The 14517-nt window shown below is 46.0% G+C and carries 10 protein-coding genes; 9 read left to right on the top strand and 1 reads right to left on the bottom strand.

Annotated features, from left to right (window positions below; genetic code table 11):
• Positions 1 to 11: 11 nt before the first annotated feature.
• From AC23N5_RS29155 to AC23N5_RS29130, 6 genes are all read left to right on the top strand, one after another.
• A complete protein-coding gene (locus AC23N5_RS29155; protein ID WP_487758221.1) occupies positions 12 to 1403 on the top strand; it encodes a glucuronyl esterase domain-containing protein in 1392 nt (463 codons plus the stop codon).
• Between the two features lie 174 nt (positions 1404 to 1577).
• The gene (locus tag AC23N5_RS29150; RefSeq protein WP_487758220.1) at positions 1578 to 3506 is read left to right on the top strand and encodes an alpha/beta hydrolase-fold protein; all 1929 of its coding nucleotides are present in this window, start codon (positions 1578 to 1580) and stop codon (positions 3504 to 3506) included.
• A gap of 186 nt (positions 3507 to 3692) precedes the next feature.
• Positions 3693 to 4448: an acetylxylan esterase gene (locus AC23N5_RS29145; RefSeq protein ID WP_487758219.1), complete on the top strand. Its 756-nt coding sequence runs from the start codon at positions 3693 to 3695 to the stop codon at positions 4446 to 4448.
• Positions 4449 to 4474: 26 nt separating this feature from the next.
• A complete protein-coding gene (locus AC23N5_RS29140; RefSeq protein ID WP_487758218.1) occupies positions 4475 to 5905 on the top strand; it encodes a family 43 glycosylhydrolase in 1431 nt (476 codons plus the stop codon).
• 80 nt (positions 5906 to 5985) lie between these two features.
• Entirely contained in the window at positions 5986 to 6321 is a 336-nt protein-coding gene (locus AC23N5_RS29135; protein WP_028522894.1) for a hypothetical protein, read from the top strand.
• Positions 6322 to 6348: 27 nt separating this feature from the next.
• Positions 6349 to 7449, top strand: coding sequence for an endo-1,4-beta-xylanase (locus tag AC23N5_RS29130; protein WP_487758217.1), 1101 nt, complete (start codon positions 6349 to 6351; stop codon positions 7447 to 7449).
• Between the two features lie 106 nt (positions 7450 to 7555).
• On the opposite strand, the gene AC23N5_RS29125 is transcribed toward AC23N5_RS29130, so the two are convergent.
• Positions 7556 to 10009 carry a S8 family serine peptidase gene (locus AC23N5_RS29125; protein WP_487758216.1) on the bottom strand — a complete coding sequence of 818 codons (2454 nt, stop codon included), beginning with the start codon at positions 10007 to 10009 and terminating at the stop codon, positions 7556 to 7558.
• A gap of 383 nt (positions 10010 to 10392) precedes the next feature.
• Here AC23N5_RS29125 and AC23N5_RS29120 point away from each other — a divergent pair, with 383 nt between their 5' ends.
• The 3 genes from AC23N5_RS29120 to AC23N5_RS29110 all read left to right on the top strand — a co-directional run bounded on the left by AC23N5_RS29120 (position 10393) and on the right by AC23N5_RS29110 (position 14456).
• The gene (locus AC23N5_RS29120) at positions 10393 to 13161 is read left to right on the top strand and encodes an ATP-binding protein (RefSeq protein WP_487758215.1); all 2769 of its coding nucleotides are present in this window, start codon (positions 10393 to 10395) and stop codon (positions 13159 to 13161) included.
• Between the two features lie 175 nt (positions 13162 to 13336).
• Positions 13337 to 14080 (top strand): DUF5602 domain-containing protein, encoded by a 744-nt coding sequence (locus tag AC23N5_RS29115; protein ID WP_487758214.1) that lies wholly within the window; start codon positions 13337 to 13339, stop codon positions 14078 to 14080.
• A gap of 136 nt (positions 14081 to 14216) precedes the next feature.
• Positions 14217 to 14456 carry a hypothetical protein gene (locus tag AC23N5_RS29110; protein ID WP_487758213.1) on the top strand — a complete coding sequence of 80 codons (240 nt, stop codon included), beginning with the start codon at positions 14217 to 14219 and terminating at the stop codon, positions 14454 to 14456.
• The last annotated feature ends 61 nt before the right edge of the window (positions 14457 to 14517 follow it).

Genomic DNA, 14517 nt, shown 5'->3' with positions numbered 1-14517 from the left:
CCAAAAATCAGATGAGAAAAACGGTTCTGCTATGTCTGCATGGTTTACTTGCCCTGACTGCTGCCCTTGCGCAGCAGCCACGCCGCACGCCCGAACAGGATAGTTTGATGGCACGGATGCAGCGAAAAACAGCGGCCGACCATCGGCAAATGCTGAACCAGCTAGGCATCCAATCGCTTCGTCAGGGACCATCGGGCAACCCCTCGGCACCCAATGCCGCCAATCGGGACGAAGCGAAGGTGCCGCCTTATACATTACCCGATCCGTTGGTACTCAAAAACGGAAAAAAAGTAAAGTCGGCCAAAGATTGGGTTGCTAGCAAGCGGCGTGAATTGGTGGAAGATTTTGAACGGGAAGTTTATGGTCGATTGCCCGCCGTCATTCCGAACGTAAACTGGCAGGTGGTTTCGGTCAAAGACACGGTCGTTGGGAATCAAACCATTAAAGAAAAAACGCTGCGGGGTATGGTGGACAATTCGGCGTACCCATCCATCAGTGTCAACATGGAACTGGTACTCGCAACTCCTAAAACTGCGTCGGGTCCCGTGCCTGTGGTCATGGAATTTGGCTTTATCCGTTCTCCGTTTGGAAATAATGCACCCATTCAGCCTATTGGGTTAGGGTCGGCGGGCGAACCGACGTGGAAAGAACAACTGATTTCCCGAGGCTGGGGTTATGCCATCCTTGTGCCCTCCAGCATTCAGGCCGACAATGGCGCAGGGCTGACCGAAGGCATCATCGGCTTGTGCAACAAGGGGCAATTCCGAAAGCCTGACGATTGGGGCGCATTGCGGGCATGGGCGTGGGGTGCCAGCCGCGCCGTTGATTATTTTGAAACGGACAAGGACGTTGATACCAAACGCATTGCCATCGAAGGGCTTTCGCGCTACGGAAAAGCCACTGCCGTTGCCATGGCCTTTGAGCCTCGTTTCTCGCTGGCTTTCATCGGGTCATCAGGGGCTGGCGGTGCCAAGATTCTACGCCGAATTTTTGGCGAGCAGGTCGAAAATCTGGCAGGTTCGGGCGAATACCATTGGTTTTGCGGCAATTTTTTGAAGTACGCAGGGCCGCTCACGCCGCAGGATATGCCCGTCGATGGTCATTCTCTGGTGGCGTTGTCGGCTCCCCGTCCCGTTTTTATCAGCTCAGGTTCGCCGCAGGTGGAAGGGCAGTGGGTGGATGCTAAAGGGATGTTTCTGGCGGGTGTCCATGCGGGACCTGTGTACAAACTATTTGGTAAAAAAGACCTTGGAACCTCCGAATTTCCCCGCCTCGGTACTCCGCTGATTGACGGAGAAATAGCGTTTCGTCAACACGCAGGCGGTCACAGTACAGGCCCAAACTGGAGCACGTGGATTGCGTGGGCCTGTCGGTATTGGGGCGATTGTAACTATTTTGAATGAAGTAGAATGGTATAGAGTTTTACCCGCAGATTGGCGCAGATTGAGAGCCGCAGACAAGCGCAGATTCATCGTTTTAGTAAGCTTTTTTCAGCGAAAATCTGCGTTTGTATTTTTCAGCGGTCTTCTGCGGGAGAAAGAAAGAAATGAAATTGTTTATCTAATAAGACGTTCAGTATGAAGCATTTATTGTATTTTAGTTTTGCACTTTTCGGCTTTGTGGGCGGTTTACATGCCCAACCTACCGACAAAGAAATGCCCAAAAGTTTTGATCAGGTCCGAACGGGCATTGCCATGGGTAAACTGGACACGGTGAAGTACGAATCCAAAACGGTTGGCAGTACCCGTAAAGCGCTCATTTACACGCCGCCCAATTTTAATAAAAAGACCAAATACCCCGTGTTGTACCTGCTGCACGGCATTGGTGGCGACGAAAAAGAATGGCTCAAAGGAGGCAACCCACAAGTGATTCTGGATAATTTGTACGCCGACGGTAAACTTGCGCCGATGATTGTGGTCATGCCCAACGGCCGCGCCATGAAAGACGACCGCGCCGTGGGAAATATCTTTGACAAAGACAAGGTGGAAGCCTTCGCAACCTTTGAAAAAGACCTGCTCAACGACCTGATTCCGTTTGTGGAGAAAAAATACCCGACACTCACCGACCGCGAAAACCGCGCCATTGCGGGCTTGTCGATGGGAGGCGGGCAATCGCTGAATTTTGGGTTGGGTAATCTGGACAAATTCGCTTGGGTGGGCGGGTTTTCTTCAGCGCCCAACACCAAAGTTCCGCAGGAGTTAGTCCCCAATCCCGAAGACGCCAAGCAAAAGCTGAAGCTGCTCTGGATTTCGTGCGGCGATGCCGACGGACTCATCACGTTCAGCAAACGCACCCACGATTATTTATACCAAAACAGCGTACCGCACATCTATTACCTCGAAGCGGGCGGGCACGACTTTAAGGTGTGGAAAAACGGGTTGTTTATGTTCTCGCAATTCCTGTTCAAACCCGTCGATACGGCGTCGTTTCCTTCGTATTCGGTGCTGGGAACCCCTGCGGCAACCAACATCCGCAACGGCAAATACCCGCAGATTCTGCCTGACAACCGCGTAGTTTTCAAAGTTAAAGCTCCTCAGGCACAGAAAGTTCAGATAGACTTGGGCAAAAAATACGACATGGTGAAAGATACGGCAGGCTTCTGGAACGTGACGACGGATGTCATCAGCCGCGGTTTCCATTACTACTCGCTCATCATCGACGGGGTAGCCCTTGCTGACCCTGCCAGCGAATCGTTCTACGGCATGGGGCGCATGGCCAGCGGCATCGAAATCCCGTACGAAGGCAGCGGATTTTATACCCTTAAGGACGTCCCGCACGGCGACATTCGTATCAAAAAATACTTTTCAAAAGCCTCTAACGCGTGGCGGGAAATGTACGTGTATGCGCCTCCGGGTTACGACAAATCTTCGGAAAAATACCCCGTGATGTACCTCCTCCACGGCGGTGGCGAAGACCAGCGCGGCTGGGCAACGCAGGGCCGTACGGACGTTATTCTGGACAACCTGATTGCCGAAAATAAAGCCAAACCGATGTTGATTGTGATGGTGGACGGGAATTTCTACGGCAACGGCGGCGGCGTGGCAGGTTTTGGGATGCAGCAGTTAAACCAGTTTGAAAACGAACTCAAAAACGCCGTCATCCCGTTTGTGGAAGCCAATTTCCGTACCCTGACCGACGCCAAAAACCGCGCGTTGGCTGGTTTGTCAATGGGTGGTCTGCAAACGCTTCACGCTGGCGTTCGTAACTCCGATATGTTCGGTTACCTTGGCGTGTTCAGTTCGGGCTGGTGGTCAAACAATACCAAACTCTCTGATCCTCAGTATGAATTTATGCAGGCCAACAAAGACAAAATCAACGCTAACATCAAACAATTCTGGATTTCGCAGGGAGGAAAAGAAGACATTGCTCACGCCAATTGCCAGATTATGATGAAGAAGTTCGACGACATGGGCATCAAGTACCAGTACAGTGAATACGCAGGCGGACATACGTGGCCCGTTTGGCGGCATGACCTGTTCGGATTTTCTCAGCTGTTGTTTAAATAAACGATGGTCTGGAATGTAGAGTAGGCGTTTCCTTCGGCTTCGCGCAGAAAACAACGTTTGATTGTTGGTATCTGGGTGAAGCCGAAGCCAGATAGGTAAAGTAGTTAGTCCGAAATCATGAACAGTGGGGGAATTTTGAAAATATAGTTACAGGTGAAAAACAACTTGTTGAAAAGAAACCAAACGATGAAAAGCATACAAAAATTATTCTCTCCACTTTTGGCATTGAGCATTCTGCTTAGTGGACAAACTTTTATACACCAAGCCATAGCGCAGCCCCCTGCTCAGCAAAGAGCACCGCTGCCCCCAATACCTATAAAAGGCGACACTACACATACATTAACAAGGCACTTTAAATTGGCTACCAACACTAAAATAGCTCCCTATGCCAATGGTTTTATTCATAGGTGGTTGGTGTTAGAACCAATCAAAAAAGACATAGCAAGAAATAATATTTTCACCGACAATTACTTACGCAGTGAGTTCAAAAACAATAACTTTTCGGAAGATTATTTAATGATACCAAAGGCAGGTGAAATGGTAAACATTGGTAATCAGGCGCTCAACTGGTATGCTCTGGATAGTAAGACCTTTAATTTTAATTTGTTTAATTTTTCCTATGACATCAACAAACCGAAGTATGGCTTACTTTTTTGGTTGGTTACCGTCATTGAATGTTCAGAGGAAATACAAAATGTAAGAATGACTGCTGGATGTAATTCGGGAGGAATGTTTTGGCTCAATGGTCAAGAAATACTGATGCTTTCAGGTGACAGAGATATGATAGTTGACAATGTGGCTTCACCCTTATTAACCTTAAAAAAGGGGAGAAATATTATTCGGGGAGCCGTAATTAATGGCCCGGGGATGGCTAATTTTTGCCTTCGTTTTATTGACGAAAGGGACCAACCTGTCAAAAATATCAGTATTAGCAAAGATTAACATCTAATCAAAATATTAACACAGAAATGAAATGTAAACTTATTGTTTTTTTATCAGTACTACTTTCAACTACTGTATTAGCCCAAGTCGGCAAACCTTTCATCCATGACCCTTCAACGATTGTAGAATGTGACGGAAAATTCTACACTTTTGGAACAGGTGGCGGTGGGTTAATATCAGAAGATGGCTGGACGTGGTCTGGAGGCGGTGTCAGGCCAGGTGGCGGTGCTGCTCCCGATGCTATCAAAATAGGTAATCGCTATCTGGTGGTTTATGGAGCAACTGGTGGTAGCCCTTCGCACAAAGGTATTATCTATACAATGTGGAATAAAACACTTGATCCAAAATCGCCCGACTTTAAGTATTCTGAACCCGTAATAGTGGCTACCTCTGATGGTTACGAAGAAAACGATGCCATAGACCCTGGTATCATGTTAGACCCTACCACAGGCCGCCTCTGGTTAGCCTACGGTACCTACTATGGATTCACTCGCATTATTGAGCTAGATCCAAAAACAGGGAAACTCAAAGACGGAAATAAACCTGTAGATGTAGCCATAGTTTGTGAGGCTGCTGATTTGATATATCGCGATGGTTGGTATTATTTACTTGCTACCCACGGGAGCTGCTGCGATGGTGCAAACTCAACGTATAATGTTGTCGTAGGCCGTTCTAAAAAAGTAACCGGGCCGTACGTTGATAATGTAGGTAGAAGCATGATGGAAGGTGGTGGAAAAATGGTGGTGGCTACGCGTGGGCGACTCATAGGCCCCGGGCATTTTGGACGAATAATTCTTGAAAAAGGTGTTGAAAAAATGTCAATTCATTATGAGGCAGATTTAGATCAGGGCGGTCGCAGTGTATTGGGTATCCTTCCCATTGTCTGGAAAGATGGCTGGCCGATCGCTGGTGAAAAATTTAAAGAGGGCACTTATGAAATAGAATCGGTCAGAAGAGGATATGGTTTAGAACTCGCCGTAGATTTTAGCAGAATGGCTGTTACCCCGCGAGGCTTTAGCCAAGCCAATACCGAGCCTATTAAACCAGTGCCTGCGCAGGAATTAGCTGATGTGATTAAAAATTGGCCAACAGGTAATATTAATGTACGCATAGGTGATTACATGCATCGCCCTCACCAAAAATGGACCATCACCGATGCGCCTGACTCTACTGGTTATTTAGGCGGTCCCTATTACAAAATTGTATTAGCAGGTACCGAACGAGCATTATCCGCAACCGCAGATGCTCAGGTAATAACTGTCCCCGTCTTTACAGGTAGTCCAGAACAATTATGGCGAATAGACCAGCTAACAGATGGTACCTATCGAATAATGCCCAAGGTAGTGCCAAATTCGGGCAAAAAACTGGCATTGGTATCATCAGGAGATAGTACACCGATGCTTGCCGAATTTGACTTTGAAAGTGATAATTCTAAATGGAATTTCAGGGCGCATTAATTGTGCTCTGTAGAGCTGATAAGCAAATGTATAACCGTTTTTTCAATAAATGTTTCACTCAAAAACCCCCAATTAATCCAATGAAAACCCTATTCTTTTCTCTGATTTTATCAATCGCCAGCTTTGTAGCCATGGCGCAAAATCCCATTGACGGCAACTGGAAAGGCAGCCGCGAAACGCCTAACGGTACGTTTGAGGTCAATTATACCTTCAAAGTAGAAGGTGACAAATTGACTGGCACGTGGAAAACGCAGTTTGGCGAAGCCAAAATTGAAGAAGGCAAAGTAGAAGGCAAAAAAATTTCTTATTCCATCTCATTCAACGACCGCAAAATGAGCTACACAGGCGAGTTGGTTTCTGAAAAAGAGCTGGTTGTAAAAAGTGAGCGCGGTGAGATGAAGCTCGCCAAGCAGTAGATATTTATTCATTAACCCAATAATCAAATGTTTTCAAAAAAAAGCGTGAAGGCTGTAAGTACGGCCATTCTGATGGCGGGAGCGACCACTGGTTTTGCCCAATCCATTCCGTCGTTGAAAGATACCTTTAAAAACGATTTTGGCATCGGAACGGCCTTGAACAATGGCCAGATTGAGGAGCGTGACCCTGCGATGACCCAATTGATTGTGAGTCAGTTTAACATGGCAACGCCCGAAAACGTGATGAAATCAGCCTTGATTCATCCAAAATGGGATACCTATGATTTTGGCGTGCCCGATAAACTGGTTGCTTTTGGAAAAAAACACAACATCAAAATCAACGGTCATACCTTGGTTTGGCACAGTCAGTTGCCGTCGTTCATTCGGGGTATTCACAGCAAAGACTCCATTCAAACGTTTTTTAACGACCACATCAAAACCGTGGCAGGTCGTTACAAAGACAATATCTTTTCGTGGGATGTGGTGAACGAAGCCTTGAACGAAGACGGAACGTTGCGCAAAACTGTTTTCCTAGATTATCTGGGTGAAGGCTACATTGCCGAAGCTTTCCGCCTCACGCAGCAGGCCGCGCCGAATGTGGAACTGTACTACAACGATTACAACAACGAACAACCTGCCAAACGCGCGGGCTGCATCGAGCTTATCAAGAAAGTACAAGCTTCGGGTGCGCGCATCGACGGCGTGGGGATTCAGGGACACTGGCACGTGGGAAAAGTACCGTTCAAAGACATTGAAGAAAGTATTTTGCAATACGCCGCGCTAGGACTAAAAGTGATGTTTACCGAACTGGACATTGAAGTGCTTCCCCGCAACTTTCAGGGAGCCGATGTGAACCAGCGCATGGCCAGCAATCCCAGCTTAAATCCTTACACGGCAGGCTTGCCCGACGACGTTCAGAAGCAGTTGGCGGCGGATTATGAAGCTTTATTCAAATTGTTTTTGAAGCATAAAGACAAAGTTACCCGCGTGACATTATGGGGTGTTAACGACGCGAACAGCTGGCTCAACGGCTGGCCTGTGCGTGGTCGTACCAACTACCCGTTGCTTTTTGACCGCAACAACCAGCCCAAACCCGCGTTTTACTCGGTTGTAGCGTTGAAAAAGTAGGTGAAAATACCAACTAGAACACCATTCATTGGTTTTGGAAATAAGTGACTACTATACAATGAAGCTCTCCCAACTTTTGGGAGAGCTTCATTGATGATTAATAACTCTAGATGATATTCCAACCTACTCGATAATAACCGTGGTTTTCGCCCGCTGGATTATCAATATGATATGCTATCATATCTTGTAGGCCATTTCCATTCAAATCACTCAGGGCGATTCCTCCACCCTGGTTTTCAGAGCCAAACCAACCTGGGATAGGTCTAGGAACTGACCAGCCGCCTGTTACATTTCCTGCTCCATTGAGCCGCCGCCCAATTCGGAAATAACCTCTATTTTCCCCACCAGGATTGTCTAAGTGATAAACGATGAGTTCGGGACGGCCATCATTATCAATATCTGCAACGGCGATTCCCCCTCCCTGATTTTCGGAACCAAACCAGCCTGGAATGGGCTTGACAGCAGACCAGCCACCAGTGACATCTCCTGCTGCATTGAGGTTCCAGCCAATTCGATAATAAGCACGGTTTTCTCCTCCGGGGTTATCAATATGAAATACAATAAGATCAGGACGGCCGTTTCCGTTGAGATCAGCAACCGCAATACCTCCTCCCTGATTTTCGGAACCAAACCAGCCTGGAATGGGCTTGACGGCAGACCAGCCGCCAGTGACAGCCCCAAGTGCATTGAGGCTTTTACCTATTCGATAATACCCGTGATTCTCGCCACCTGGATTATCAATATGATATACGATCAAATCTTTTGTACCATTACCGTCTATATCAGCGATTGCGACTCCTGCACCTTGGTTTTCGGAGCCAAACCAGCCTGGAACAGCATGTACTGCCGACCAAGAAGTAGCATTGCCTGAGTTATTGAGATTCCAGCCAACTCGATAATATCCATGATTTTCGCCGCCGGGGTTGTCAAGATGGAATACCAATAAATCAGGGCGACCATTTTGTGAAATATCACTAATGGCAATATCACCACCTTGGTTTTCAGAACCAAACCAGCCTGGAATCATTCGTGGGTTATCCCACCTCAGCATCGCTGCCTGTACTGCTTTAAGTGCATTGATTCGGCCAAAGCCTGTCCTAACGTCATATCCAGCAGCTCCTAAATCATCGGTAGATTGTCTTAAAATCACTTCAACTTCGGGGGCTGAAAGCGCAGGATTCAGAGACATCACTAATGCCGCTACCCCAGCCACGTGGGGAGTGGCGGCACTGGTGCCATTGAAACTATTGACGTAATCACCTGCTCCATATCCTCCTCCTCCACGAATATCGGTGGTATCAATATGGACACCTGGAGCGCATACATCTACTTCAGGGCCAAAATTACTTCCCCACCAGTTTTCACCATCACGGCTAGTGGGTGTTTTGGCCTCCCCAAATTCATTGCAAGCAGCCACGGTAATCACTTCTGGGAGCGTGCCAGGAAAACTCACCGGGCCGTTGTTGTTGCCAGCAGCAAAGCAAATGACAGACCCTCTACCCCCACGTCCCTGATTACGAGCAAAACGAACAGCCTCAGTAATGGCAGTTGATGGGCTTCCTCCACCCCAGCTATTACTTAGTATATCGGCACCACGTGCTGCGGCTTGTCGAATACCATCCGCCAAAATAGCGTCGCTTGTATTCCACAGGTGTCGTCCTCCTGCTCCTGTAAAACCAGTAGCAATCCTTACACCCATAATGCGGCAATTGGGGGCCACTCCTGATATCCCACTCGAATTGTTTCCCGCAGCAGCGGCGATGCCAGCGCAGGCGGTTCCATGTCCATCAATGGCTTGTGGGTTTGGTAGGGGGCTTCTAGTAGCATCATAGCCTGTTACCAATTTTCCTGGGGTATTTAGGTCTGGATGGGTATAGTCCACACCTTCATCTAATATTGCGATTGTGATAGCAGCACTACCTCTGGTAATATCCCAGGCCATTGTAGCTTTGATATCTTCGCCCGCTACTCCTCCTCTCTGCCCTGTGTTTCTGAGTGCCCACTGCTGTCCAAACAGCGTATCATTGGGAATAAAATTGGGATTGAGTATCCGGGTAAAATTGGGTTGAGCATAATCAACCAAACCACTTTCTTGGTAACGATTGGCCATTTCTAGGGCTTTGCCTGCTCCTTCCACTGCTAATATGAATGCGTTTGGTTCATAGTCATTTTCTCGAACCACCTTCACGCCATTTGTTTGATTAAACGCTTTGACTTGTTCAGGTTTGACGGTTGACTTAAAGCGTGCAATAAACTCTTCTGTAACCACCATTAAATCATCGCCCGAAGTCTCAAAAACAGGTAGTTCGTTGGCCGAGTAAGTGTCTCTAAGTGATGAACTTACGCTGATACCTCCATTGTTATTGGCCACGTCATAAAGAATGATTCCGTTTCCAACCTCAACGCCCGCGGGTTCAGAAGTACTCCCCCCCATTACTGTTGCAACCAATTCTCGGGTATTTTCGGCCACGGGATTGTCAAACTTTACAGCTCTTTTCGTGGCTGAAGGTGTCAAAGGGATTTTCTTCCCTTCGTAGTAATAAAATAAGTCATTTGCCATTTTTTATAATATTTAAAGGTTTATTATTAGTACTCCATGACTTAGTCGCACAACCTTCATAAAATGGAAACATTCAGGGTGTATTTTTTTTCGAAAATCCTTGAGAAATAGAGATGTTAGGCTTTTAAATTGATTCGGCGATTTGCTCCCGATTCATGATAGAGCCAATCTGCCCCATAAAAGAACCTTTTATGGGTTCGCTCTTCGAAAGGCTAAAATAAGCTATACAACCTTGCTGCGTAAAGAGTGTTTTGCCCACAGTAATTAGGGCGAGTATTCCACTTACAATAAGGCATATTTAAGGCTTTATTTGTTTAGTTTAAGATTGGTTTTGGGTAGATTTAGGTATATTTGACTCTTTTCTCAAATGAGGTGAGATGATAATGAAAAACTACATAAAACTATTTTTCTTCTTTGTAATTGCAGTTTATGGCTTTCCTAAGCAGGGAATTTCTCAAGAAATTGTTTTGTCGGAAGACCAAAAGATTCCGAAAAACATTACTTCTTCCATTGAAATTTTAAAGGATTCGACGGGCAAACTGACGTTGGAGCAAGTGGCTGCGATGAACTTCAAAAAGTCGCCCAAAGACCACATTATTTTTCCCTATTCTGATGATATTTATTGGGTGCGATTTTCCCTGAAAAATACCAATGCCACCAATAAAGACTGGATTTTGGTATGGACAAACCCTTTGGTGGAGCAGTTGGATATTTATATTTCGGACACGACGGGACAAAAATTTTCGCATAAACAACAGAAGATTTTGACGGTTGAGAAAGAGAAAAAACTCATCGACCAAGACCCGACCTTTACCGTTGATCTTAGCCCCAACCAACACAAAAACATCTACGTCAAAGTAACCAGCAAACGCGGCCACTACATGACTTTGCGGTTGCATTCAGAAAAAACATACTATAAATCAAAACTAGAGGGATATGCCAGCCAAAGCTTCTTCAACGGTTTGGTTATTTTTCGTTTGTTTTTGGTACTTACGCTTAGTTTGTTCATCATCAACAATTTTGCATTTAGGCTATATTCGTTGCATACGGTCATCAAGACGTTTGCTTTTTGGGGGTATCTCAATATTGCTGGCCCGTGGTTTACGGACGACCCCGACGTTGCTAAAAAAATTGATTTTTTGTTCTACAACTCCGTGACTCTGGGCGGCGGGATTTTTGTCTATTTTACCCAAATCAAGGGGAAGTTCTCGAAAATTCACACCCTCATTGCCATGAGCATTATTGGGCTGACTATCTTCGAGAGTATCATTGTTTTTGTTGATTATCAGTGGTATTGGCTCAAGTTGGGGGTATATAGCATCATCATTTCGGCAACGTATTTTTCTGGTTTGTACCTCTATTCCATTGTCAAAAAAATCGCCATTGAAAAATACTACGCCATTCCTTTTATATTGGGGATGATTAGCTACGCCTTGTTGTACATTCGACTGTTGGGCTGGATTGAATACGAACCCGTGTATTCGATTGCGTATTTGTTGTTTTTGGGAGAGATTTTCGTTTTTGTCATTTTCCTCGGGGGAATTTTTCGTTCTGCGGAGCAAAAACTGCATTTCAGCATCGAGCAAAACAGCCGTTTGAAAGAACTAGATAACCTCAAAACCAGCTTCTTCGCCAATATTTCACACGAATTTCGGACGCCTTTGACGCTGATTTTGTCGCCCCTCAAAGACCTGCGGCGAGAATTTCCAGAACGGGATATTTTTCGAGTAATGCAACAAAACGCCGAACGACTGTTGGCGCTGATCAATCAATTATTGGATTTGAGCAAACTGGAGGCGGGGAAAATGGACATGCAGTTGCAAAGAAGTGACTTAGCCCAGTTTCTAAATTATTTGTTTGCCTCCTTTGAATCGCTCGCGCAAAACAAGAAAATTCTTTTTCAGTACGAGCAAAATCAGTTGAGTTATATAGCTGATTTTGACCAAGATAAAATTGAAAAGATCGTGACCAACCTCCTCTCGAACGCGTTTAAGTTTACGCCCCCAAGTGGACGAGTACAGGTACGAGTTGATTACAAAAAAACGCAACTTCTCCTGAAGGTGCAAGACTTTGGTATTGGGATTGACTCACAGCGTTTGCCACGCATATTCGACCGTTTTTACCAAGCCGACAGCGGCGATAACCGTACGTACGAAGGAACGGGCATTGGGCTGGCGTTGGTGAAAGAGTTGGTACAAGTGATGAAAGGAAGCATCCATGTAGAAAGTAAAGTAGGCGAAGGGTCTATTTTTACGGTGATGTTGCCGATGTTGGAAGAGCTTGCAGCGGCCAATGATCTGGCGGTTGTACCCATAAATATGCCAAAAGAACAAGCGCTTTTGGTAGAAGAATTGCCGATGGAAACCCCCACCAATGAGGGTAAAGAGGTGTTGTTGATTGTGGAAGATAACCCCGAACTGCGGGCGTACATACGGGAGATTTTTGCCCCCCATTACTATTTAGTAGAAGCAAGCGACGGACAAGAAGGGCTGGAAAAAGCGATTGAAGAATTGCCCGACGTTGTTATTTGTGATTTGATGATGCCTCGGCTCGACGGTTTTGGATTGTGTAAAGCCATGAAACAAAATGAACTCACGAACCATATTCCGATTGTGATGCTGACGGCCAAAGCGACCCTAACCGACCGCTTGGAAGGTTTGGAACTTGGCGCTGACGATTATTTGTCGAAGCCTTTTGATCGGGAAGAGTTGCAGGTGAGGGTTCGGAATTTGATTAGACAACGTCAGATTTTACTTCAAAAATATACGAAAAACAAGGCGTTCGAACGGGCTCAGCAAAGCCAAATGGAGGAAGAAATAGCGCTTAAAAATCGCATCAGTGACGAGCAATTTATGCAACGCTGCCACGAAGTACTCATGCAACATTTGGGAGAAAGTGACTTTGATGTGGAGCGTTTTGCGGAGACGATGAACGTTTCGTCGGTGCAGCTTCGCCGCAAGTTGAAAGCCAGTACGGGGCAGGGGGTGATTGAATATTTGCGGAATTTTAGACTCGAAAGAGCCGCCGAAATGCTCGCCAATCAGACCGCAACCGTGTCGGAAGTTGCCTACAAAGTGGGCTTTGAAAGCCTGTCGTATTTCTCAAAAGTATTTTTTGAAAAATACGAAAAAAGCCCTTCCGAGTGGCCATAAACGGCATTTTGTCAAAAATGAGTTAAAGAAAGTCAAAAATGAGTTAATAAAAATTGAAAGCTCCTCTGAGGGGCTTTTTTTTTTGTTCAAAATGAGTTAAAGAAAGTCCATTTTGAGATAACACCTGTGTCTCACAAATCCTGAATTTTGGGTATCACTTTAACTCATCTCAATCATGAAAAAACTACTTGTATTATTATTCGCTACAGCGATGATGCTCGGATGCACCAAAGACGAAAACGTAACACCCACCTACACGGGGGCGTTGCAAAACATCGGAAACGGTAAGGCGTATTCTTGGATTAAATTCACGACCGACAACAAGCCTTCTTCTTTGGGCTTCACCATGACCAAAGGCGCGCTTGATAACCTACCGCACGGAGGAATCGCACTGGTGTTGAGTCTGCCCAACGAAGCGGTGGGGCAAGTGCCTTTTGACCACATCATGCTCGACTACCTGCACACGGGACACGAGCCGCCAGGGACCTACGACGTAGCCCACTTTGACATGCACTTTTACATTCAGGCGCTTGCAGAGCGGAAGGCAATTCCCGCGTATCCAGTAGCTCCTGCCAAATTTGACAACCTCCCTGCGGCGGGCTACATTCCTACCAACTACATCCGCCTTCCTGCGGGTGTTCCCGAAATGGGCGTTCACTGGGCCGACCCTGCGTCTCCAGAATTATCAGGAAAGGGCAAGTTTACCGAAACGCTTATCTATGGTTCGTACGATGGCAAAATGACATTTATTGAACCAATGGTAAGTCACGAGTTTTTGAGCAGCAAGCCGAACTTGACCAAATCAATGCCGCTACCGACCAAGTTTGCAAAGGCGGGCTACAATCCGATGAAATACAGCATCAAGCAAGTGGGCGACGACATCGTGGTGAGCCTCGACGACCTAATGATGATGCAATAACCAATCGTTTTTCAATACCCTACTCATAATCTTTCATGGTAGAAAGGGAAGGAGGTTTAGGGAGCATTTGACGAAATGTTCCTACCTCCTTTTTCTACTACCGATTGATGTTGAACTCATTTTAACTATTCTACCAATGAAAAACTTATTTACACTTACATTTTGGGTTAGTATCATAGCCAGTTTGAGTTCATTAGCCCAAACCCCCGATATTGATGTCAAATTTAATATGATTAGCATTCCCAATAATACTAGTGCAAGTACTACTTATGGAACATCTTTTGGCTTAGTTGCTTTAAGTAATGGTATGCCGAATAACGAGTTTACCATTGAAAACAGGGGGACTGGTACGCTTACTATCTTGTCAGCCCGATAAAAAACTGGACACAAGTTAAGGGAAAACCTAACTTGTAGTCAATATGAGCAAACATCGTAAA

The organism is Runella sp. R5_40 (genome assembly GCF_057652295.1).
Note: the sequence above shows the minus strand (reverse complement) of the source record. Positions and strands in the feature narration are given on the sequence as shown.

Coding starts and splice junctions, on each gene's coding strand:
- AC23N5_RS29110 (WP_487758213.1), top strand. CDS start 14,217: ATGAAAAACTTATTTACACTTACATTTTGGGTTAGTATCATAGCCAGT.
- AC23N5_RS29125 (WP_487758216.1), bottom strand. CDS start 10,009: ATGGCAAATGACTTATTTTATTACTACGAAGGGAAGAAAATCCCTTTG.
- AC23N5_RS29135 (WP_028522894.1), top strand. CDS start 5,986: ATGAAAACCCTATTCTTTTCTCTGATTTTATCAATCGCCAGCTTTGTA.
- AC23N5_RS29130 (WP_487758217.1), top strand. CDS start 6,349: ATGTTTTCAAAAAAAAGCGTGAAGGCTGTAAGTACGGCCATTCTGATG.
- AC23N5_RS29120 (WP_487758215.1), top strand. CDS start 10,393: ATGAAAAACTACATAAAACTATTTTTCTTCTTTGTAATTGCAGTTTAT.
- AC23N5_RS29140 (WP_487758218.1), top strand. CDS start 4,475: ATGAAATGTAAACTTATTGTTTTTTTATCAGTACTACTTTCAACTACT.
- AC23N5_RS29155 (WP_487758221.1), top strand. CDS start 12: ATGAGAAAAACGGTTCTGCTATGTCTGCATGGTTTACTTGCCCTGACT.
- AC23N5_RS29115 (WP_487758214.1), top strand. CDS start 13,337: ATGAAAAAACTACTTGTATTATTATTCGCTACAGCGATGATGCTCGGA.
- AC23N5_RS29145 (WP_487758219.1), top strand. CDS start 3,693: ATGAAAAGCATACAAAAATTATTCTCTCCACTTTTGGCATTGAGCATT.
- AC23N5_RS29150 (WP_487758220.1), top strand. CDS start 1,578: ATGAAGCATTTATTGTATTTTAGTTTTGCACTTTTCGGCTTTGTGGGC.